The sequence below is a fragment of the Haemophilus parahaemolyticus genome, assembly GCF_002015035.1.
Taxonomy (GTDB): Bacteria; Pseudomonadota; Gammaproteobacteria; order Enterobacterales; family Pasteurellaceae; genus Haemophilus_A; species Haemophilus_A parahaemolyticus.
The window spans coordinates 134,858-156,286 of sequence record NZ_MUXY01000003.1; the positions used below are offsets into that span (position 1 = coordinate 134,858).

15 protein-coding genes and 4 pseudogenes are annotated in these 21,429 nt (G+C 39.2%); 9 read left to right on the top strand and 10 right to left on the bottom strand.

What is annotated here, in order from left to right; genetic code table 11:
• Positions 1 to 155: 155 nt before the first annotated feature.
• The 9 genes and pseudogenes from putP to B0185_RS05070 all read right to left on the bottom strand — a co-directional run.
• Positions 156 to 1,646, bottom strand: a complete 1,491-nt coding sequence (gene putP / locus B0185_RS05025; protein WP_005706775.1) for a sodium/proline symporter PutP — start codon at positions 1,644 to 1,646, stop codon at positions 156 to 158.
• A gap of 13 nt (positions 1,647 to 1,659) precedes the next feature.
• Positions 1,660 to 5,111 (bottom strand): annotated as a pseudogene (gene putA / locus B0185_RS05030) (bifunctional proline dehydrogenase/L-glutamate gamma-semialdehyde dehydrogenase PutA).
• A gap of 234 nt (positions 5,112 to 5,345) precedes the next feature.
• Positions 5,346 to 5,453, bottom strand: a pseudogene (locus tag B0185_RS05035) (radical SAM protein); the annotation flags it as partial.
• Positions 5,454 to 5,605: 152 nt separating this feature from the next.
• A complete protein-coding gene (locus tag B0185_RS05040) occupies positions 5,606 to 6,763 on the bottom strand; it encodes an NADH:flavin oxidoreductase/NADH oxidase family protein (protein ID WP_005706904.1) in 1,158 nt (385 codons plus the stop codon).
• 73 nt (positions 6,764 to 6,836) lie between these two features.
• Positions 6,837 to 7,148, bottom strand: a complete 312-nt coding sequence (locus B0185_RS05045) for an ArsR/SmtB family transcription factor (protein WP_005706844.1) — start codon at positions 7,146 to 7,148, stop codon at positions 6,837 to 6,839.
• 302 nt (positions 7,149 to 7,450) lie between these two features.
• On the bottom strand, positions 7,451 to 8,077 hold the full coding sequence (locus B0185_RS05055) for a TIR domain-containing protein (protein ID WP_005706785.1): 627 nt from the start codon (positions 8,075 to 8,077) through the stop codon (positions 7,451 to 7,453).
• Between the two features lie 16 nt (positions 8,078 to 8,093).
• Positions 8,094 to 8,588 (bottom strand): TIR domain-containing protein, encoded by a 495-nt coding sequence (locus B0185_RS05060; protein WP_005706882.1) that lies wholly within the window; start codon positions 8,586 to 8,588, stop codon positions 8,094 to 8,096.
• A gap of 6 nt (positions 8,589 to 8,594) precedes the next feature.
• The gene (locus B0185_RS05065; RefSeq protein WP_005706834.1) at positions 8,595 to 9,992 is read right to left on the bottom strand and encodes an SIR2 family protein; all 1,398 of its coding nucleotides are present in this window, start codon (positions 9,990 to 9,992) and stop codon (positions 8,595 to 8,597) included.
• A 254-nt stretch (positions 9,993 to 10,246) separates the two neighbouring features.
• Positions 10,247 to 10,456 (bottom strand): annotated as a pseudogene (locus B0185_RS05070) (modulator protein); the annotation flags it as partial.
• Between the two features lies 1 nt (position 10,457).
• Here B0185_RS05070 and B0185_RS05075 point away from each other — a divergent pair.
• Positions 10,458 to 10,954: pseudogene (locus B0185_RS05075) on the top strand (GlxA family transcriptional regulator); the annotation flags it as partial.
• A gap of 183 nt (positions 10,955 to 11,137) precedes the next feature.
• Here the strand turns inward: B0185_RS05075 and B0185_RS05080 are convergent.
• Positions 11,138 to 11,716: an NAD(P)H-dependent oxidoreductase gene (locus B0185_RS05080; RefSeq protein WP_005706824.1), complete on the bottom strand. Its 579-nt coding sequence runs from the start codon at positions 11,714 to 11,716 to the stop codon at positions 11,138 to 11,140.
• A gap of 110 nt (positions 11,717 to 11,826) precedes the next feature.
• Between B0185_RS05080 and yafC the strand changes: the two genes are divergently transcribed.
• The 8 genes from yafC (at position 11,827) to B0185_RS05120 (ending at position 21,427) form a co-directional block, all read left to right on the top strand.
• The gene (yafC, locus tag B0185_RS05085; RefSeq protein ID WP_005706893.1) at positions 11,827 to 12,738 is read left to right on the top strand and encodes a DNA-binding transcriptional regulator YafC; all 912 of its coding nucleotides are present in this window, start codon (positions 11,827 to 11,829) and stop codon (positions 12,736 to 12,738) included.
• A gap of 319 nt (positions 12,739 to 13,057) precedes the next feature.
• Positions 13,058 to 14,362, top strand: a complete 1,305-nt coding sequence (locus B0185_RS05090; RefSeq protein ID WP_005706828.1) for an acetyl-CoA C-acyltransferase — start codon at positions 13,058 to 13,060, stop codon at positions 14,360 to 14,362.
• A 14-nt stretch (positions 14,363 to 14,376) separates the two neighbouring features.
• Positions 14,377 to 16,524, top strand: a complete 2,148-nt coding sequence (locus B0185_RS05095; RefSeq protein WP_005706863.1) for a 3-hydroxyacyl-CoA dehydrogenase NAD-binding domain-containing protein — start codon at positions 14,377 to 14,379, stop codon at positions 16,522 to 16,524.
• 298 nt (positions 16,525 to 16,822) lie between these two features.
• Positions 16,823 to 17,977, top strand: coding sequence for a tRNA 2-thiouridine(34) synthase MnmA (gene mnmA / locus B0185_RS05100; RefSeq protein ID WP_005706859.1), 1,155 nt, complete (start codon positions 16,823 to 16,825; stop codon positions 17,975 to 17,977).
• Positions 17,978 to 17,998: 21 nt separating this feature from the next.
• Positions 17,999 to 18,478: a tRNA (uridine(34)/cytosine(34)/5-carboxymethylaminomethyluridine(34)-2'-O)-methyltransferase TrmL gene (trmL, locus tag B0185_RS05105; protein WP_005706797.1), complete on the top strand. Its 480-nt coding sequence runs from the start codon at positions 17,999 to 18,001 to the stop codon at positions 18,476 to 18,478.
• Between the two features lie 88 nt (positions 18,479 to 18,566).
• Positions 18,567 to 19,937, top strand: coding sequence for a glutathione-disulfide reductase (gene gorA / locus B0185_RS05110; RefSeq protein ID WP_005706901.1), 1,371 nt, complete (start codon positions 18,567 to 18,569; stop codon positions 19,935 to 19,937).
• Between the two features lie 64 nt (positions 19,938 to 20,001).
• On the top strand, positions 20,002 to 20,853 hold the full coding sequence (locus tag B0185_RS05115; protein WP_005706884.1) for a hypothetical protein: 852 nt from the start codon (positions 20,002 to 20,004) through the stop codon (positions 20,851 to 20,853).
• Positions 20,854 to 20,875: 22 nt separating this feature from the next.
• A complete protein-coding gene (locus B0185_RS05120; protein WP_005706852.1) occupies positions 20,876 to 21,427 on the top strand; it encodes a TIGR00645 family protein in 552 nt (183 codons plus the stop codon).
• Positions 21,428 to 21,429: the final 2 nt, after the last annotated feature.

Consider the following 21,429-nt stretch of genomic DNA (forward strand, 5'->3'; position numbering starts at 1 on the left):
AAATAAATAGAAATTCTGTAAATTGATCTGCCCCAAAAAGTTAGACTGTTATTTAAAGGACTGCTTTCGATCTTGTATTGGACTCAGTTCTTTAAATAACAGTCTAACTTTTTGGGGCAGATCACGTTTTGTTTAGTTTTTTTTGTTAAATGAAGTTAGCATCTTGTTTCAAATTCTGCTAGGGCTTCATCAAATTGTTGTAGCACTTTTGGATGAACAGGTGCAAAGACAGATGATGTCAAAGTAATAAATGAGCAAACTAAGAAACCAGGAATAATCTCATAAAGTTTGGATAAATCATCCCAGCCTAGATAGCGCATGAGTGGGCTCCATGCAACGACAGTGATAGCACCAGATAGCATTCCCCATAATGCAGCTTTTGAGCTAATGTTACGGTTAAAGAGAGAAAGAATTACAACTGGTCCAAATGCAGCACCAAAGCCAGCCCAAGCATAGGAAACTAATCCCATCACTTTTGAGTTAGGGTCATGTGCGATAATGATAGCAATGACAGAGATGAGTAATACCATTAAACGACCAACCCAAACTAATTCTGTGCTAGAGGCATTTTTACGGAAGAAACCTTTATAGAAATCTTCTGTAATGGCCGCAGAACACATCAATAATTGCGCAGATAAGGTACTCATAATTGCGGCAAGAATTGCAGATAATATGATGCCAACAATCCAAGGGTTAAACATAGCTTTGGATAATTCAATGAATACAGCTTCTGCATTCACAAGGTCGATATTTCTTTCAGTGAAATAAGCTAATCCAAAATAACCGACTGCAACTGAACCACCTAAGCAAAGGATCATCCAAGTAATACCTATTTGGCGTGCTTTATTTAAAGAAGCAACAGAGTCTGCAGCCATGAAGCGAGCCAAAATATGTGGTTGCCCGAAGTAGCCTAACCCCCATGCCAAGGCAGACACTACACCAATACCAGAAACGTTGTGCAACCAGTTACTATAAGGAATACCTGTTACAGCAGATTTTGCTTCAAGTGCCATTTTGAGATCATCCCAACTGATCGTGAGAATAACCATCACAGGCGCAAGAATTAGAGCAAAAATCATCAATGAAGCTTGAATGGTATCACTCCAAGAAACTGCTAAGTACCCACCAATAAAGGTGTAGCTAATAGTCGCAATCGCACCAAACCAAAGCGCGGTAGTGTAATCCATGCCTAATAGGCTTTGGAATAATTTTGCACCAGCCACTACTCCAGAAGCACAATAGATGGTGAAGAAGAACAAGATAATGCCTGAAGAGATGATTTTCAGTGCCTTTTTCTGACGTGGAAAACGTTGTGCAAAGAACTCTGGTAACGTTAAGGCGTTGCTATATTTTTCAGTAAAAATACGCAAGCGACCAGCAACAACACGATAGTTCAAATAAGCACCAATAGATAACCCAACAATAATCCAGGCTTCAGATAAACCAGAGAGAAAAATTGCTCCAGGTAATCCCATTAATAACCAGCCAGACATATCTGATGCACCAGCAGACATAGCAGTAACAAAACTGCCCATTTTGCGCCCACCTAGAATATAGTCGTCAAAATTCTGCGTGGAACGGTAAGCATATAATCCGATGCCTAAAATAACGAGCAAATAGAGCCCAAAGGTAATGTAGATTTGCATAAATCACTCCTTCTTAATGTTCTTCAGAAGACATTAACGAGGTGTTCCCGCCAGCAGCTGTGGTGTTGTAACTGCGAGAGAACTCATCGTATAACGGTAAAATATCTTGGGTAGTTTGCCAATCATAGCATTTAAAAATAGCTGAGCTGTTTTCTGCTAACCATTGGCGTCGTTCTTTACTTAATTCCGCTAAGTAGAACCTTTTTGGCAGTAGTCTAATTTAGTATCAACTCTTACGCCTGCTTTACCAGATTTAGCTAATGGATGACTTGGCTCAACTAAAATCGTAAAGCCTTTTGCCAATAGTTTATTTGCCGCTTTTTCTGATGCAGCTAAATCGCCATTTAAAATTGCTACTTCAGAAGGCAGGTAAGCTAATGAGTTGCGTTCACCAGTAATACTGTCTAAAACAGGTTGTGCATTACCTAGAGTGTTTTCGTCGCCAAATTGGCTGTAGTAGCGGTCTGTTTTTGTTAAACGTTGCAAATAGAATTCGCCACCGGCTTTCGGACCTGTACCAGATAAACCATGACCACCAAATGGTTGTACGCCCACAACTGCACCAACAATATTACGGTTAATATAGAAGTTACCGCAGTGGAGGTGTTTTTCAACTAAGTCCATCTGTTTACGGATACGGCTATGGCAACCACCAGTTAGCGCATAACCTTTCGCATTAACTTCATTGAGTACGTTAACCAAGTTCTCTTTTTTATAACGCACGATGTGTAAGATAGGGCCAAACACTTCACGTTGTAATCGGTTAAGATTATCTAAAAGATAGACTGCTGGTGCGACAAAATGACCATTGGTTGGTGCCTCTAATTCGACATAAGCACGAGCGACTTTCCGCATATTTGCTTTATGGTTTTCTAGATTTTGTTTTGCTTCTTGATCAATTACAGGCCCAATGTCTGTTGAGAGTAAACGAGGGTCACCAAGGCTAAATTCATTAATCGCTTCTGTAATCATTTTATAGTAATGATCTGCGACATCTTCTTGCAATAACAAGACACGTAACGCAGAACAGCGCTGACCAGCAGAGTCAAATGCAGAGCTTAAAACGTCTGCAACAACTTGTTCTGGTAATGCAGATGAGTCAGATACTAATACGTTTTGTCCACCAGTTTCAGCAATTAAAACAGGATCGTTATCCGCTTGTGCAATTCGTTTTTCAATCAATTTTGCAACTTCAGTTGAGCCAGTAAACACAACGCCATCAAAAGCTTGTTGTACTAATGCCGCCCCTAAATCGCCTGCCCCAAGCACCAATTGTAATGCCTCTTTTGGTACGCCTGCTTGGTGTAAAAGTTTTACTGCTGCATATGCAATAAGAGAAGTTTGTTCTGCTGGTTTAGCAATTACCGCATTTCCTGCTGCAAGGCTTGCAGCGACTTGTCCGGTAAAGATAGCTAAAGGGAAGTTCCAAGGCGAAATACAGAGAACTTTTCCGCGTGGTGCACCCAAGTGTTGATCTTTAGCGAGATATTCAAGCTGATTTGCATAATATCTGAGAAAATCGACCGCTTCTCGTAGTTCTGCAATGGCATTTGGTAATGTTTTACCCGCTTCAACAATGGCAAGTTTCATCAATAAGCCGAAGTTTTCTTCATATAAATCGGCGGCTTTTCGTAATACATTTGCTCGTTCAGTTGCACTTTGTGCTGCCCATGTCTCATTATTTGCCGCGTTAAACACAGCTTGTGCTTCAGTTGGGTTTAAGAAAGCAACTTCTGCTAAGTTCTCTTTCAGATTAGCTGGATTGACCACGGTATGTGCAACTAAGTTTTCTGCATTAGCCAGCACCGTGAGTGATTGCGCATTTTCGATAAGTGCTTCGTTTAATGCTTGTTCTAATTTAGCTAATTCAAATTCGTTGCTTAAATCAAAACCTGCAGAATTTCTACGATCATTAAATAGTTCAAGTGGATTGCGTACTAATTTATTCGGTTCACCATTAGATTTCTCATAGAGTTTCCAAGGCGGAATCACTAATTGTTCTACCGGAATATTTTCATCGACCAATTGATGAACAAATGATGAGTTTGCCCCGTTTTCTAATAAACGGCGAACTAAGTAAGCTAATAAGGTCGCATGTGTACCTACAGGTGCGTAAACACGGACTTGGCGATTGAAATTCTCTTTGCCAACAATGTTGTCGTATAAGCTTTCACCCATGCCATGTAAGCATTGGAATTCAAATTGTTTGCCTTGACCTAATTCGTGGATCGTACACATGGTTTGTACATTATGAGTCGCAAATTGTGGGTAGATCACATCTTGAGCAGCAAGTAATTTTTTCGCACAGGCAATATAAGAGATATCAGTATGATTTTTTCGAGTATAAAGCGGGAAACCATCTAAGCCATCCGCTTGCGCCCATTTTACTTCGCTATCCCAATAAGCTCCTTTTACAAGGCGAATCATTAAGTAACCGTCTTTTTCTCGGGCAAGATTGATTAAGTAATCCAACACAAATGGGCAACGTTTAGAGTAGGCTTGAACAACATAGCCAATACCTTTGTAACCTTTGAGTTCTGGCTCATCTAATAATTTTTCTACTAAATCCAGAGATAGCTCTAAGCGGCTAGCTTCTTCTGCATCAATGTTTACGCTGATGTTATATTTTTGGGCGAGTAAAAAAAGTGCTTTTACGCGCGGATAAAGCTCGTCGATAACACGATCATATTTCGCACGCCAATATTTTGGATGGATAGCAGAAAGTTTAACGGAAACACTGTTACCATTATAGATAGTGCGACCTGTAGCATCTTTCCCCACACTTTCAATAGCATGGAGATAATCATTAAAATAACGATCTGCATCCGCTTGGGTCATGGCTGCTTCACCAAGCATATCAAAAGAGAAGGTAAAGCCTTTTTCATAACGAGGTTTAATGTTCGTTAGCGCTTCTTGCATGGTAACGCCAGTTACGAATTGTTTCCCTAAGATTTGCATGGATTTTACAATGAGCGTACGCATAATCGGGGCAGAAAAGCGAGCAAAGCTACGGCTTAACGCATTTGCGAGGCTTTTTTCGTCTAAATTTTCACTAATTTTTTTACCGAAAACTAAGCCATAACTAGCTGCGTTGATAAAAAATGAGTTAGCGTTACCAATGTGTGATTTCCAGTTGCCATCACGTAATTTTTCATAAATCAAATCATCACGGGTTTCTGCATCAGGAATACGTAACAGCGCTTCAGCTAAGCACATTAGTGCCACACCTTCTTCACTGCTTAATGAAAATTCTTGCATTAAGGCATCTGCACCATATTGTTTTTGTTTAAGATGGCGAAGTTTGTTAATAAGTTTGATCGCATTGTCAGTAATGCGTTTTTCTTGTTCTTGGGTAAAATCTAAGGTTTTAAGCAAGTTATCCACTGCCGTTTTCTCATCTAAGCGATAGTTTTCGGTGATGACTTGGCGTTCAGGACGGTAGGTTTTAGAAAGTTGGAAGGACATGATAATCACCCCTTGTTATTTGTTACAAGATTGTTAATGAAAATAAAATCAACAGAGGAAAAAGTAAATGCTTTTTTCTCGAATTTGTGAATCACTTCACAGAATTGTGTGAAAATAATGTGAAATTCACGAAAATACTGAATAAATAGCAATATTTTTTAGTTTTTAAAGAAAATAGAAAAGCAAATTTGACAAGAATCGTCTAATTGTTCTCAGAGAGATGTTAATAAAATATTACTTGATACCAATAATCTTATGAGTTTGAAGGCTTAACTGCCATTTAGGTTTATTAACACAAAGATTTAATTGACCTAATTGAGTGATTGTTTCTAATAGATTCATTGTTTTAAATAGCAAGAATGTATTGTACAAATACAAAAGTGCAGTCAAATTTGGGGATGTTTTTGCAAATGCTCTTCAAAATCTGACCGCTTACCCCGTTAAGATCTACCTGTACTTAACCCCGCTTTACCGTTTTCCCACAAGGTTTTCAGCTATACTTTCCACGCCGACAATTTAGGATTGGGCTGTTTACCTTGCCCAATCAAGTCCATTTGCCTCATATACCAGTTCATTTCCAGCATCGCGCCTGCTTTTTTATCAACCAACGCCACGCTCGTTTGGATGCGGTCGGTTTGCACGGTCTGATAAGTGCCGTTTTGCATTTGGTTCGCCAAATCAGGCACTAAGGCAAGCGGGCGGGCGACGCCGACCAAATTTAAATGGCTGCTGGATAAGGTGTCTTCCATGGCGGTTTGTGAACGGACGCCGCCGGTAATAATCAAAGGAACTTGGCTGACTGCACGGGCTTTTTCAGCGTAATCGATAAAGAAGGCTTCGCGTTTGCGGGTGCTGTCTTTGGTGGCGAGCATTTGCGGGCTTTCGTAGTTGCCACCGGAAACTTCAATAAAATCAATGCCCATTTCTGACAGTTTTTGTACCACTTGCACCGATTCGTTTTCATCAAATCCACCTTTTTGGAAATCCGCCGAATTGAATTTTACGCCCACCAAGAAATCTTTGCCCACAGCGGCGCGGATGGCGGTGTAGGTTTCCAAAAGGAAACGCATACGATTTTCCAAGCTGCCGCCCCATTGGTCTTCGCGTCGGTTGTGGTGCGGTGAGAGGAATTGGCTGATGAGATAGCCGTGCGCGGCATGAATTTGTACGCCTGAAAAACCTACCTGTTTGGCAATTTTGGTGGTTTGCACGAATTGCTGAATCAGCCCGTTGATTTCATCGGCAGTCAATTCGCGTGGCGGATTGATGAAGCCGTCCATGCCCACCAACGGCACGGCGCTCGGCGCAAGTGGCGTTTTATTGACCACCGCAGGCGACTGTTTGCCCGCATGATTGATTTGCATGATGAGTAATGTGTCATTCTGTGTGCCAGCTTTCGCCCATTTTTTCAGCATCTCAAGGCTGCGACCGTCTGAAATAACCACATCGTTTATCGAACCTTTGCCGCTTTCGGCAACCATCACATTGCCCGTAACCAAAACGCCCGCGCCGCCTTGCGCCCAAGTGCCGTAGAGGCGGACAAGTTTTTCAGACGGCTGGTCGTTTTGGGCAAGTTGTTCTTCCATGGCGGATTTGAAGATACGGTTTTTAGCGGTTTTGCTGTTTAGAAAAGTGAATGGAGTGAATAACATAATCGTTACTTTAAGTTGATAAGTTTAAAAATATAAACGCATTTGAGTGAAAATAAAGGGTTAATGGATAACCCTATTTTGAAAGCGGGCAATTTTGAGCCATCAAATCAGCAAGTTGTTTCAACTTCGCCACCGCATCCGCCATGGCGATACTGTAAAACCGCTCTTTGCCGACCTGCTCCACCGCCACCGCCCCGGCTTGCAGCATGATTTTCAAATGATGCGACACCGCAGGGCGAGATAAATGTAGATGCTCGGTCAGTTCATTGACATTAATCTTGCCGTATTCCCACAGCACGCGCAGGATTTGATGGCGGTTTTCATCGCTCAACACGGTAAAGATGGGAATGCACTCACGCATTAAATTCATCGTTTGTTGCGGCATATTCGACGGCATATTCGACGGCATATTCGACGGCATATTCGACCTTTTAAGTTTATATGTTTAAAATCTTAAACGTATTTTAGAGGGAAAGATGGGGAATGTCAAAGGGGATTTTTAGAAGGTGGTTTTTTAGCGCTCCATTCGGGGCAACTGGTTGAGCTGTTGCCCGAGTACGCCATTACTTACGATCCGCTTTACCTTTATTACCCCAGCTGCCCCGGGTATTCAAATGTGTTTAAGTTGATTGTCGATGCGCTAAAGGTAAAAGCCGTCTGAATTTTCAGACGGCTTTTGGATATGCACTAAGGTCTTACTACGATATTATATTTGTCTCCTTTATCTCTAATTTCTATTGCAGCGGCTATCCAAGCATTTGGATTAGAAATAAACTGATCCCAATTACACTGCAACATATATGAATTAGAACAACCATTTCTTAGTTTATATGGAATATATGATGTGTGAAGATTATTTAAGTTCTTTTGAATAATATCAAAATAAAATCCGTATGAATTTACATAACCATAATTTCCACACCGATCAGGTAAGACTACTAACAAAATTGCATTACGCTTGCTCCTATTATCTAAACGTCGTTTACTTTTTAATGAATAAGCAATTTCCCAAGGTATCCATTGATCTTTCTCTGCTTTCCAAGAATCTTTCATATTAAGGGAGAGAAGAACAATGGTAACAGAACTATCAAAGATTTTATCTGCCAGCTTTGAGCGGATAGTTTCACTTTTAAAGTCCGCTAAGCTCTCATTATCCTTTTCACCTTTATTAATATGGATTCCATCACGATCAAATTTACTTTGAATAATATCCACATAATCACGGGCAGTTGTTACATGAAAAAATTCATATGGACTTAATTGTTGCACTGAATTATCAGAATACTTGTATGAAATAAATACTTTATTTCCCATAATAAACTTCCTAAAATTATTTATATTCTTCCCTAACAGAAATTGCTTTTTCAACTAAATCTTCAATATTCTCTGCTATATCATCATATACATATTTGCTACTAAGGTATGAAGATTTAAATACTGGAGCTATCTCAGATAAATTTTTATCGCCTATTGTAAAATAATCAAATGGGTTATTTCCTTCATCTGATTGTTCTCCATTAGCATCTTTTAATTTATGAACGTATATACCGCATACAGCTTTTCCTAGTTTCCAAGCAGTTTCGATTTCATACTTTATCCATTTCCTTTCTGATGTTTCTGAACCAATTAAAACAACAAGGCAAGATTTGTCTTTTAGATTATCATTAATCCATTTCTCAATCTCTTTGTCAGATTTAGCTTTAACATCTTCCCAACGATTACCTTTTAACGGTTCGGAACCATCAACTACACCAATATTACGCACTTGACCAGCTCGCCAGGCATCATTATCAAAGTGAAAACTATAAAAAACTTTTCTAACCATAGTAATTTAATCTTTTTTTAAAATGGATAAAATATTAGATTTTAATTTATCTAAAGTTACATTTTCTTTAGATAATGCTTGCATTTCAGTTTCAATATTTTTAGAGCATTCCTTATTCATATCCTTCTCCCAAAGTTTTTTTGCCATATATCCTGTACTGGCAACAGGAATCAAGACATTATTGTTTCTTTTGGAGATATCAAACTCTTCTTGCATGCCATTGGATAGAATTATCTCTCCATTTTGTGATTTATTTCCAAATAGAAATATAGAGATACCAGCATAAGAAATCATATCTTCACGCCAAGCAGACCACAACTCTTTTCCTTCTTTGTTTTGGGGAAATGGGCGAAGTATCAAATAGTCCTCATCTATTTTTAAATTTTTTTCCGTAAGATATTTTATCGATCCTGAAATAACTGAACTGCCTATTCCCAATCCAAAACCTGTAACAATACGATACCCCAGTTTTAAAATCTCTTGAGAAAGAGAAGAAACAAATTGTTCAACCTCTTGCTGAGAATAAGGAGAATAATCTTCTGCAGCACCTGAGACAAAGACAGTTTTACGTTTTTGTGCTTGCTCCACTTCACGTAAAATCTCTGTAATTTCCTCATATTGATTAACCAATAAAACGCTAATTCCTACTCTTTTTAAATCATTGATAAATAGCTCTTGTTTACGCTTTCTGTATTCAAAATCAGCTTGATTTTCTTTAGGTAATTGCTGAACTTTACGAAGAATACAAAAATGTTCTTTCTGGTTTTCATTATATGACGAGCGAATTCTACTTAAAATATAATCAATATTAGGATCGGAAAAACTAAATCCTAAGAAAAGAAATCGCTTGGTTAATAAATCTCCACGCAATGCGGTAAAGAAATCATTTCTTGTTAAATGAAATTTTTCATAATCATCTTTAATTAAGACCGTTTGGTCTGGAAGAGAAGCATCACCATGCATTTTATACACTACAGCGTCTCTTTTATGAATAGAGATAGGGAGTTGACCTACACAATGTTTGATATCTACAACTTTCCCCACATCTTTTAAAGCATTCTCTATCATTGAATCATAATTGGTTGTCCAAAAAGTATCTATAGGTAACCTAGCTAAAATTTTATGGTTCTCCGTTAGAACTGCTTGGTGAGAAAATTCATTCAAAATAATTTGATTTATTTTAGAACGATTACCCTGTTTTTCGTTGATGTAGTATTGTGCTAAGGAAATGAGATCATTTTCTTCCTTATCAATATCCAAATCTAATTCTTCAGCTAAATCTTTAAGCAACCCTTTCCAATCCACGAATCCAGCAGCAACAGATAATCCAGCTCCCGCAAAAATTGCTAAATTATTTGCAGATAGTTCATTAACTAATTCTCGTATAAACTGTTTTTTGTTCATAAAATCTCTTCATTCTTCTGTTTTTATAGCTTTTGTTGAAATATGGGGTAATAGGATTTTTTCAAGTACAAGTAAATAAAATATGCATATACAACGGCATATTCACCAGTCAATCTTGTTTTAGACAATCCACTATCAAAAACCATAATACCTGTTCAGGCAAATAATATACTTAATATAAGAAAGGTGGGCAAAACTGCCCCCCCTTAAAAATCGATATTTTGTAATTAACCAAACACTTTTTCCAAATGTGCCTAATAGTCTGCCAAATATTCTTCCATTTGCGGGTTTTTGATTACATCGTTGCACAAGAATGTCGGCAGACGGATCAAGCCGATGAACTCGTTGAGTTTGTAGAAATGCATATACACAGCATTCACACCTTTGCCTTCAAAGAAATCGCCTTTACGGGTGAACGCTTCAATCGGCGCATTCCAAGTAAGTGAAAGCATGTATTTTTTGCCTGTTACCTCCGCAGGAACAGCCGCATCCATGGATTGTTGTCTTTCTATTGTCCGTAAATTATATGGTGTGAAAATTGCCAATCATATTGCCCGAATACTGGTTATCCCCCTTATCGTGAAGGCGGACAAGCACAATTTATCGAACGCCCTATTTCTCGCTCCACACCTAATCATAATATCAATGCGTTGTTTGCTTATTTAAATGAAAATCTGACCGCACTTCATTCGACTGATAGTCTTACTGAACGTTTGTCAATGAGTCGTAGCACTTTCACCCGACATTTTCGCAAAGCAACCGGAATGTCATTAAATCAATGGTTAATTGAAGCAAGGCTACAGCGCGCAAGAGAGCTTTTGGAAAGCACAGATTTATCTATTACTGATATTGCAGAACAAAGTGGATTTCATAGCGATACCGCCTTTCGTCAGCATTTCTTGAAGAAACATAAAATTTCACCGAATCGCTGGCGTAAGCAATTTCAAATTAAGGATGTTTAGATCTTTTTATTTTAAAGTGCGGTCAGATTTTGGGGTGTTTTTGCAAATTCAATTTAAAATTAGATCGCTTATTTTATCTAAACTCAGTCTATTCATTTTTTCCCCTCCCTATCAAAAAGTTTGATAAGCGTGAAATAAAAAAGATGAGCAAAAATGCTCACCTTCTAAACTCATATTTTGTAATTAACCAAATACTTTTTCTAAGTGTGCTTGGTAGTCCACTAAGTATTGTTCTACTTGTGGATTTTTAACCACATCATTACATAAAAATGTCGGCAGACGGCTTAAGCCGATGAACTCATTGAGTTTGTGGAAATGCATATACAAAACATCTACGCCTTTGCCTTCGAAGAAGTCGCCTTCACGAGTGAACGCTTCAATCGGTGCATTCCAAGTAAGTGAAAGCATATGTTTTTTGCCTTGCAACAAGCCTCCTGTGCCATAGCCTTCGGTCGGGCTGACGCTGTGTCTGCCATCGCTGTGATATAACTTGCCGTGTCCGGCGGTTAATACTTCGTCTATGTATTTTTTCACTGTCCAAGGCTCGTGCATCCACCAGCCTGGCATTTGCCAAATCACAGCATCCATCCACAAGAATTTTTCGATTTCTGCTTCAACATCGTAACCAGCATCAATCATGGTTTCTTGAACATTGTGTCCAAGTGCGGTCAAAACTTCTTTCGCTTTTTTGTGAAGTGTGTGGTTTAACTCGCCATGTGAATGTCCGAAATCTTTACCACCGTCTAATAATAAAATATTCATCTTTTTGCTCCTAAAACAATAATCCAAAGAGGACTTTATTATGCTGTTTTACTTTATACTTAAAAAGTGCAAAAATAAAAAAACTCTTTTGCGTTAAACAGAATAATAAAATGAAAACAACTTCTGAAGAATTAACGGTATTTGTGCAAGTTGTCGAAAATGGTAGTTTCAGCCGTGCAGCCGAACAGCTAGCGATGGCAAATTCTGCTGTCAGCCGTGTGGTGAAAAGGCTAGAAGAAAAATTAGGCGTTAACCTAATCAACCGCACCACACGACAGCTAAGACTAACAGAAGAAGGTTCACAATATTTTCGCCGAGTACAGAAAATTCTGCAAGAAATGGCTGCAGCAGAAGCTGAAATGTTGGCTGTGCACGAAGTACCACAAGGCGTACTACGCGTAGATTCCGCCATGCCGATGGTGTTACATCTGCTAGTGCCATTGGCAGCGAAATTCAACGAACGCTATCCGCATATCCAACTTTCGCTCGTTTCTTCCGAAGGCTATATCAATCTGATTGAACGCAAAGTCGATATTGCCTTACGAGCTGGAGAATTGGATGATTCTGGGCTGCGTGCACGCCATTTGTTTGATAGCCACTTTCGCATAGTCGCCAGTCCAGACTACTTGACAAAACACGGTACGCCACAATCAACAGAAGATCTTACCAACCATCAATGTTTAGGCTTCACAGAACCTAGTTCTCTAAATACATGGGCAGTTTTAGATGCACAAGGAAATCCCTATAAAATTTCCCCGCACTTTACCGCCAACAGCGGTGAAATCTTACGCTCATTGTGCCTTTCAGGTTGTGGTATCGCTTGCTTATCAGATTTTTTGGTAGACAACGACATCGCTGAAGGAAAGTTAATTCTCCTACTTGCTGAACAAACCTCCAATAAAACGCATCCCTTTAATGCCGTTTATTACAGCGATAAAGCCGTCAACCTCCGCTTACGCGTATTTTTGGATTTTTTGGTGGAGGAATTAGGAAAAAATATGAGTAGAATGAATACCAAATAGGACATTAAGTGACTTATTTTTCATCATCAACCAAACAAGCCAATTGTTTAATCAGTCCATTGAAAAAGGTTATGATGATTTACAAATGACCACTGTAGTGAAAGTGTTAGAAAAATAACAAAGAACAGATGAATAAAGATGAAATTTTGACAGCATATCATTTCCGTCATTCAACAAAAGTTGGATGGCTTTATCTTCCATGTTACTTACAAAGATAAGAATATAATATCAGCGAAGAGGGTCGCTTTCTGTTCCTGCACTACCGTGTTAAAATGCTTACCTTTGTAGCCTCACATTTCTCATTATCTACAGGAACGCTATGCCTAAACAACGTCTTTTAACTGCCCAAGGAGATCGTATTGCGATAGTCAGTGGGCTTAGAACGCCATTTGCTCGTCGTGATACAGGCTTTAAAGATGCCTATGCTACTAGTTTGGGAACGATGGTAACTAATGAGCTTTTAAGCCGGTTAGCTATCGATCGTAATGAAATTGAACAGCTCGTTTTTGGGCAAGTTATTCAACAACCAGACATTCCAAATCCAGCACGTGAAATTGCCCTCGCATTAAATATGCCACGACTGCAAACTTATAGTATTAGTAGCTCTTGTCTTTCTGGCTTGCAAGCGATGGTTAATGTGGCTGGAAGTATTCTGTCTGGTTCGATTTCTGCAGGTATTGCAGGTGGTGCAGATTCCATTTCCAATGCTCCAATCAGTCTAAGTCCTCGTGTAATTTATAAATTCAAATCTATTTTCAAAGCTGAAACACTCGATGAAAAATTTCGCCGTTTTCGTGATTTTTCTTGGGGTGATTTCAAACCGCACGGGGTGAATTTAAAAGATTTCACGACACAACTTTCCGTAGCTGAACTCTCTGAACAGATGGCACAAGACTACAATATCAGCCGTGCTGAACAGGATGAATATGCTCGCTTTTCAAATGAAAAAGCATCAAATGCGTGGAAATTGGGCTTGTTTAAAGAGGAAGTTATGCAATCTGTACCACGTCCTTACACCGATTTTGTGGTGGCAGATACTTTAATCAACGCGGCTACTCGCTCACAATATTACCAACGCTTTTCACCGATTATGCACAAGCCTTATGCGACCGTAACTGAAGCGAATATTCCTCAACCTGTAGACGGGGCAGCGGCGGTGTTGTTAATGAATGAGAGCCGTGCCAAAGCATTGGGACTTGAGGTATTAGGCTATATTCGCAGTTATGCGATTACGGGCAATGATATTTGGCACAATATGTTTGCTGGAGCAACGATTTCTAGCTCAATTGCCCTTGAACGTGCTGGCTTAACGCTTGCTGATATGGATTTTATTGATATTCACGAAACCTCAGCAAGCCAAATGCTGATGAATATTCGTTTGTTTGAGTCGGACAATTTTGCAAAATCTCAGCTAAATCGCACCGCTTGTTTGGGCAAAATTAATCTCCATAAGCTCAACCATTTGGGCGGTTCGATTGCCTTTGGTAACCCACGAGCAGTCACCAGTCTTCGCACCGTGATCCAATCGCTTTTCGCCCTCAAGCGTAAAGGCGGCGGCATATCGCTGGTGGCTTCAAGTGGCTTGGGCGGTTTAGGTGCGGCAATGGTGTTAGAAACGGAATAGAAAGTGAGGATGATATGACAGATCAAATTGAACAAGCACAAAGCGAAATGAACGAGTTAAACCGTCCTACTTTCCAAGTTGAAGTTGATGATAATCGCATTGCCGTAGTAAACATTTTAAGCCCAGAAAATGATGCAAACTGGTTGCCAGAAAATTGCGTAGAAGAACTGCGTAACGTGATTGGAAAAGCGATTTATCAACAAGTGCGAGGCATTTTATTTATTTCAGCACGCCCGAAAAACTTTATTCAAGGCTTTAAACTTTCAGTTTTACAAGGCAAAACAGAAGCCCAGCTCAAACAATTTTCGCAAGAAATGCAATTAGTAATGCGTGAACTAAATGTGCTTAAAGTGCCAGTGGTTGCGGCTATTGATGGTAACTGTTTTGGTGCAGGTTTGGAGCTCGCTTTAGCCTGTGATTATCGCATCGCCTCCGATGAAGTTTACACACAATTTGCAATGCCACAAATTCGCTCTGGTATTTTGCCATTTGCGGGTGGCACTCAGCGTTTACCTCGTTTAATTGGCTTAAATCAAGCAGCTAATATGCTCAGTTCAGGCAAAAAAGTTGATGTAGAACACGCACTCAAGCTCGGTTTAATAGATATGGCAGTGCCTGCGAACCGCTTGTTTCAAGTCGCTTATCAGCTTTTGCTAGAGAACCAAATTGCCAAAGCAGATTATAAGAAACCTAAAAACTGGCTAGACAAATGGCGAAAGAAATTGGAAGGTACGCCATCGTTACGTAATAAATTACTCGATCGCTTGGAAAATCATCTCTGGCAAAAAACGTTTGGCAACTATCCTGCTGTGATTGAATTGATTGAACTACTCAAAGAACCACACTTCAAACAAGGTTTAGCTTTTGAACAAGATGCATTGGTTAAATTACTCAACACCGAAACCTCAAACGTATTGGTGAATTTGAAGAAAACTGAGCGGGCAATGAAAGACAAATACGCCATTCGTGGTAACGTGCGTGATGTGTTGCAGGTCAGTATTCTGGGATCTGGCTATATGGGAGCGGGCATTGCTTACTTAACCGCAAATAACGCTCGCATTCCTGTACGAATTAAGGATATTCACCCTTCTGAAATCCAAAAAGCACTACGAACTTGCTACGACTTAATGCGACAAGCGGTACAAAAAAAACAGCTACGTGAAGGCGAAATGATCCAACGAATGAATTTGATCACAGGAGGCGAACGTTTAGTTGCCGCGAAATCGACTGATTTTATTATTGAAGCCGTATATGAAGATCTCAAGCTTAAGCAACGAATGTTGCAAGAAAGCGAAAATTACTACGAGGAACATGCTATTTTTGCGACAAATACTTCCACGTTTTCGGTCAAAGAGATTGCATCCGTGGCGAAACGCCCAGAAAATGTGATCGGCTTTCACTATTTTAGTCCTGTAACCAAACAGCAGTTAGTGGAAATTATCCCCCACGAAGGCACGTGCGAACACACCATTGCCACCGCCATCCATTTTGCGATCCAGCAAGGTAAAGTGCCTTTGTTGGTTTCTGATACGCAAGGTTATTTTATCAACCGCTTGCTCACGCCATTATTGCTTGAAGCGATGCAATGCGTGATTGATGGTGAAGCGATTGAATTTATCGACCGCTCATTGCAGGAATTTGGCTTCAAAATTGGACCGCTTGCAATGATGGATGAAATGGGCTTAGACGTGCTAAACAAAGCCATACCTGCCTTAGTAAAAGCCTATGGCGAACGTTTCGAAATGCCAGCTAAAGCAGAGCTGCTCATTCGCAACGAACGAAAAGGCTGCAAAAACAAACGTGGCTTCTATATGTATGACAAGTACGGCACACGCTTGCAAGAGGATAAAAGTATCTATCACGTGATGGAAACCATCACACAAAATGACTTGGAAGCAGAAGAGATCGCCCGTCGGTGTATTTTACGAATGATCAACGAAGCCGCTTGGTGTTTGCACGAAAAAGTAATCCAATCTCCTGAAGAAGGAAATGTCGCTTCTGTGCTCGGCACTGGCTTCCCACAATTCAGAGGTGGTATTTATGCCTATATGGAAAAAGTGGGGGCCAAAGAGATTGTGAAACAGCTTCAAGTTCACCAGCAAATTTACGGGAATAGATTTAAGCCTTGTCCGTGGTTGGTTGAACAAGCAGAAAGAGACTAAAGTATGGCTGAATATCCGCTAGAAACAACGTTTTCAAAACTATCAAAAATCTATTACCTATTTAACTGATGAAGTGCAGAAATATGGAGACACAGGTTTGGATGTCATCAAATCAATAATCCAGATTTAATTGAAAATATAAAACAAATAGGCAACATTTTTTATCAAAAATAGAAAGTATATAGCAGAAGTTTAACCTTCAAGGTTTTCATATTGACAATATATAGGCAAGGGCGTAAAGTCCTTTAACTTTAATAAACCAAATGTGCTTCGCCTTAACCGAAGTTACGGGAGAACTATGTTAAATTCAAACACTTACAACCAACACTTTCCAACCTTAACCCCCGAACAATTTGCCGAAAATGCCAAGAAAAAAGTGATTATCGGTATGTCGGGCGGGGTAGATTCTTCAGTTTCTGCTTTTATTCTGCAACAACAAGGCTATCAAGTCGAAGGCTTGTTTATGAAAAACTGGGAAGAAGATGACAACACGGATTACTGCACCGCCGCGGCAGATTTAGCCGATGCGCAAGCAGTAGCGGATAAACTTGGTATGAAGCTACACAAAATCAATTTTGCAGCGGAATACTGGGATAATGTTTTCGAGCATTTTTTAAGTGAATATAAAGCAGGTCGCACGCCGAACCCTGATATTTTGTGCAACAAAGAGATCAAATTCAAAGCCTTTTTAGAGTATGCGGCTGAAGATTTAGGGGCAAATTATATTGCTACTGGGCATTATGTTCGCCGTAGTGGGGACGATGTCAATGCACAATTATTGCGCGGTTTAGATGAAAATAAAGACCAAAGTTACTTCCTCTATGCGTTAAATAAAAAACAGATTGGACAAAGTTTATTTCCAGTGGGAGAAATTGAAAAGCCGATTGTGCGTAAAATTGCTGAAGATCTTGGTTTAGCTACGGCGAAGAAAAAAGATTCCACGGGAATCTGCTTTATCGGCGAACGCAAATTTAAAGACTTTTTAGCTCGTTTTCTGCCTGCTCAACCTGGTGAAATCCGTACCGTAGAAGGTAAAGTAGTTGGTCGTCACGATGGTTTAATGTATCACACCCTAGGGCAGCGCAAAGGTTTAGGTATTGGCGGTGTGAAAGGCTTAAGCGAAGATCCGTTCTATGTAGTTGAAAAAGATTTAATCAATAATGTATTAGTAGTTGCACAAGGTCATGATAATTCCGCCTTGCTTTCCACAGGTTTAATTGCTTCACAATTGACGTGGGTAGATATGCAACCGCTGCGTGAAAACTTACGTTGCACGGTAAAAACTCGCTACCGCCAAGCGGATATTCCGTGTGAAATTCAACCGCTTGATGACAACACCATCAAAGTGATTTTTGATGAGCCACAAATCGCTGTAACCCCTGGCCAATCCGCCGTATTCTACTTGGGCGAAGTTTGCTTAGGTGGCGGCATTATTGAAACGCAAATTAAATAGCGAAAAAAAAGTGAGAAGAAAATGTTAGATATTGTTTTATATGAACCCGAAATTCCACAAAATAGCGGGAATATTATTCGACTTTGTGCAAACTGTGGCTTTCGCTTACATATGATTGAACCACTTGGTTTTACGTGGGACGATAAAAAGTTAAAACGTTCAGGCTTGGATTATCACGAGTTTGTGGACATCAAAAAATATAAAAACTTTGAAGATTTCTTAGCAACGGCGAAGCCAAAACGTCTTTTTGCTTTGACCACAAAAGGAGAACCGAATCATAGTGATGTGCAGTATGAACTAGGCGATTTTTTGATGTTCGGCCCTGAAAGTAGAGGGATTCCTAAAGCAATTTTAGACATGCTACCGATGTCTCAAAAAATTCGTATTCCGATGTGTAAAGATAGTCGCAGTATGAATTTATCGAACTCAGTTGCGGTGGTCGTTTATGAAGCATGGCGACAATTCGGCTACGCCAACTCTGTGCCTCGTCAGAATATTTAGGCTGGTAACCTATCACAATAATTCAATACATTTTTGCAAAAAGCGGTTAAAATCAGACCGCTTTTATTTTATCAATAAGGAATAAAAAATGACTAAACATTACGATTATGTTGCTATCGGCGGCGGTTCAGGCGGTATTGCTTCTATCAACCGTGCGGCAAGCTATGGTAAAAAATGTGCGATTATCGAAGCGAAACACTTAGGCGGAACTTGTGTAAACATGGGCTGTGTGCCGAAAAAAGTGATGTTCTACGGTGCTCATATTGCGGATGCAATCAACCAATATGCACCAGATTATGGCTTTGATGTGGAAGTGAAAGGCTTTGACTATGCGAAATTGGTAGAAAGCCGACAAGCGTATATCAGCCGAATTCACGCATCATACAACAATGTATTATTAAAAAATAACGTGGATGTGTTAAACGGCTTTGCACGTTTTAAAGATGCGAAAACGATTGAAGTGACTTATGCAGATGGCTCAACTGAATTAGTCACCGCAGATCACATTTTAATCGCAACAGGCGGTCGTCCAAGTATTCCTGCCATTGAAGGGGCAGAATATGGTATCACTTCAGATGGTGTCTTTGCATTAAATTCGTTGCCAAAACGCGTAGCGGTTGTAGGTGCGGGTTACATTGCGGTAGAAATCGCAGGCGTGTTTAATAGCTTAGGAACAGAAACGCATTTGTTTGTCCGCCAACATGCACCATTACGTAATCAAGATCCTTATATTTTAGAAGCCTTGATGCAAGTGATGGAACAAGATAGCATTCATTTACACACACATGCACTGCCAGAAAAAGTAGTGAAAAATGCCGATGGCTCACTCACATTAAAACTCAAAGATGGTCGAGAAACGATAGTAGATAGCCTTATTTGGGCAATCGGTCGTGAGCCTGCAACAGATGTTATCAACCTTGAGGTAACAGGTGTGAAAACAAATGAGCGTAGTCAAATTATTGTCGATAAATTCCAAAACACTAATGTAGAAGGCATTTATGCGGTGGGTGATATTATCGAAGGTGGTATTGAATTAACGCCAGTTGCAGTAGCTGCGGGTCGCCGTTTATCTGAGCGTTTATTCAACAATAAACCGAATGAACACTTAGATTACAACCTGGTGCCAACCGTGGTATTTAGCCATCCGCCAATTGGTACAGTGGGTTTAACCGAACCACAAGCGATTGAGCAATATGGCGCAGAGAATGTGAAAGTGTATAAATCATCGTTCACTGCGATGTACACAGCGGTTACGCAACATCGCCAACCTTGCCGAATGAAGCTAGTATGTGTTGGACCAGAAGAGAAAGTCGTCGGTTTACATGGTATCGGCTTTGGGGTTGATGAGATGATCCAAGGCTTTGCGGTAGCAATCAAGATGGGAGCAACCAAAGCAGACTTTGATAACACCGTGGCGATTCACCCAACAGGTTCAGAAGAATTTGTTACAATGCGTTAAAAAATATTATAAAATGAGTCATCTTTGGCTCATTTTATTTTTTTACAGTTTATAAGGATATAAAATGAAAAAAATGTTAGTTTTAGGCGGAGTGGGGATAGCCTTGCTTGTTGCTTGTGATCGTTCAATTGAATCAAGATTACAACAGAATCCTTCAGATACACAACAATCTGTAACAACGAATGCAGAAGAAAAAACGTTGCAAGCGGTAGAAAAAAACGAAGAAGATGTAAAATCTCAAAAAGATCTGTTGTCTAAGGAAACTAAAGATATAGAAGAAACTAAACCATCCAAAGAGGCTATTCATAAAGAAATAGTGAATGAGTCGATCTCTGTTAATCAATCAATATCAGAAAAAGAACCAAAAAAATCCCCAATAACATCTAAAACCAATATTGCACCTGTAGAAAAATCTTCTGAAATAAAAAAAGAAAATCCTAATAAAGTAGCCCAACTAGAAACAAAACTTTCTGTTAAACCAGAAATAAAATCGGGTGCTAAAGTTAGTGCATTAGTGCAAAAAACTGAACTGACCAAAAATACTCAAAAAATAACTAAGCAATCTAAAAAAGATGCTGTAAAAAAAGAAACTATAGACAAAAACACCAAATTAAAAGATAAGAATCAGCCTGATAAAAAAATAGCAGATAAACATATTGATACAACAGAAAATAAAGAAAACCATTCAGTTGAGAAAATATCTAAAAATAATCGCACGGGTATTTATGAGAATGGTCAACTCGTCAGTAATTTTACTGAAGAAGAATTACGTTTAGGGGCTCAAAGACCCTTAACGAAAGATGAAATCCAATACTATAAAAGTCTTTGTCGTTATGCTTATATGTCTGACCAAGATGTAATAGAAAACCGCTGTGAAGCGAAAAAAATACGCTTTTCAAGAAAAATATATTCTTAATTAATGATGTAAGTAGGAACTTATGGAAGAACAGAAAAACAATGATCCTTATGTAAAATATAATGCTCAAGCTAATTCAATTAGTAAACTTATTTTTATGAGTCGCTGGTTACAATTACCCATTTATTTAGGATTAATTGTAGTGCAAGGCATCTATGCCTATAAATTTATGAAATCGCTATGGCAATTAATTACAAATATTAACGAAATGGATTCTAACACCATTATGTTAGCAGTCTTAAATCTAATTGATGTAGTCATGATTGCGAATTTATTAGTGATGGTAACAATAGGTGGTTATGAAATATTTGTTTCAAAATTGAGAACAAGAAATCACCCTGATCAACCAGAATGGTTAAGTCACGTAAATGCAACGGTATTAAAAGTAAAACTTTCAATGTCGATTATCAGTATTTCTGCTATTCAGCTTTTACAAACATTTGTAAATGCCAACAATATACCTGAAAAAACAATGATGTGGCAATTACTCCTACACTTAGGTTTCTTAGTTTCTGCAATTGCATTGGCCTATACAGATAAAGTACTTTATAGTACAAGTCATAAAACACACTAACT

Bases quoted from the DNA above. Each gene is read 5' to 3' on its own strand.
- putP (WP_005706775.1), bottom strand. From the start codon at position 1,646: ATGCAAATCTACATTACCTTTGGGCTCTATTTGCTCGTTATTTTAGGC.
- B0185_RS05040 (WP_005706904.1), bottom strand. From the start codon at position 6,763: ATGTTATTCACTCCATTCACTTTTCTAAACAGCAAAACCGCTAAAAAC.
- B0185_RS05045 (WP_005706844.1), bottom strand. From the start codon at position 7,148: ATGCCGCAACAAACGATGAATTTAATGCGTGAGTGCATTCCCATCTTT.
- B0185_RS05055 (WP_005706785.1), bottom strand. From the start codon at position 8,077: ATGGGAAATAAAGTATTTATTTCATACAAGTATTCTGATAATTCAGTG.
- B0185_RS05060 (WP_005706882.1), bottom strand. From the start codon at position 8,588: ATGGTTAGAAAAGTTTTTTATAGTTTTCACTTTGATAATGATGCCTGG.
- B0185_RS05065 (WP_005706834.1), bottom strand. From the start codon at position 9,992: ATGAACAAAAAACAGTTTATACGAGAATTAGTTAATGAACTATCTGCA.
- B0185_RS05080 (WP_005706824.1), bottom strand. From the start codon at position 11,716: ATGAATATTTTATTATTAGACGGTGGTAAAGATTTCGGACATTCACAT.
- yafC (WP_005706893.1), top strand. From the start codon at position 11,827: ATGAAAACAACTTCTGAAGAATTAACGGTATTTGTGCAAGTTGTCGAA.
- B0185_RS05090 (WP_005706828.1), top strand. From the start codon at position 13,058: ATGCCTAAACAACGTCTTTTAACTGCCCAAGGAGATCGTATTGCGATA.
- B0185_RS05095 (WP_005706863.1), top strand. From the start codon at position 14,377: ATGACAGATCAAATTGAACAAGCACAAAGCGAAATGAACGAGTTAAAC.
- mnmA (WP_005706859.1), top strand. From the start codon at position 16,823: ATGTTAAATTCAAACACTTACAACCAACACTTTCCAACCTTAACCCCC.
- trmL (WP_005706797.1), top strand. From the start codon at position 17,999: ATGTTAGATATTGTTTTATATGAACCCGAAATTCCACAAAATAGCGGG.
- gorA (WP_005706901.1), top strand. From the start codon at position 18,567: ATGACTAAACATTACGATTATGTTGCTATCGGCGGCGGTTCAGGCGGT.
- B0185_RS05115 (WP_005706884.1), top strand. From the start codon at position 20,002: ATGAAAAAAATGTTAGTTTTAGGCGGAGTGGGGATAGCCTTGCTTGTT.
- B0185_RS05120 (WP_005706852.1), top strand. From the start codon at position 20,876: ATGGAAGAACAGAAAAACAATGATCCTTATGTAAAATATAATGCTCAA.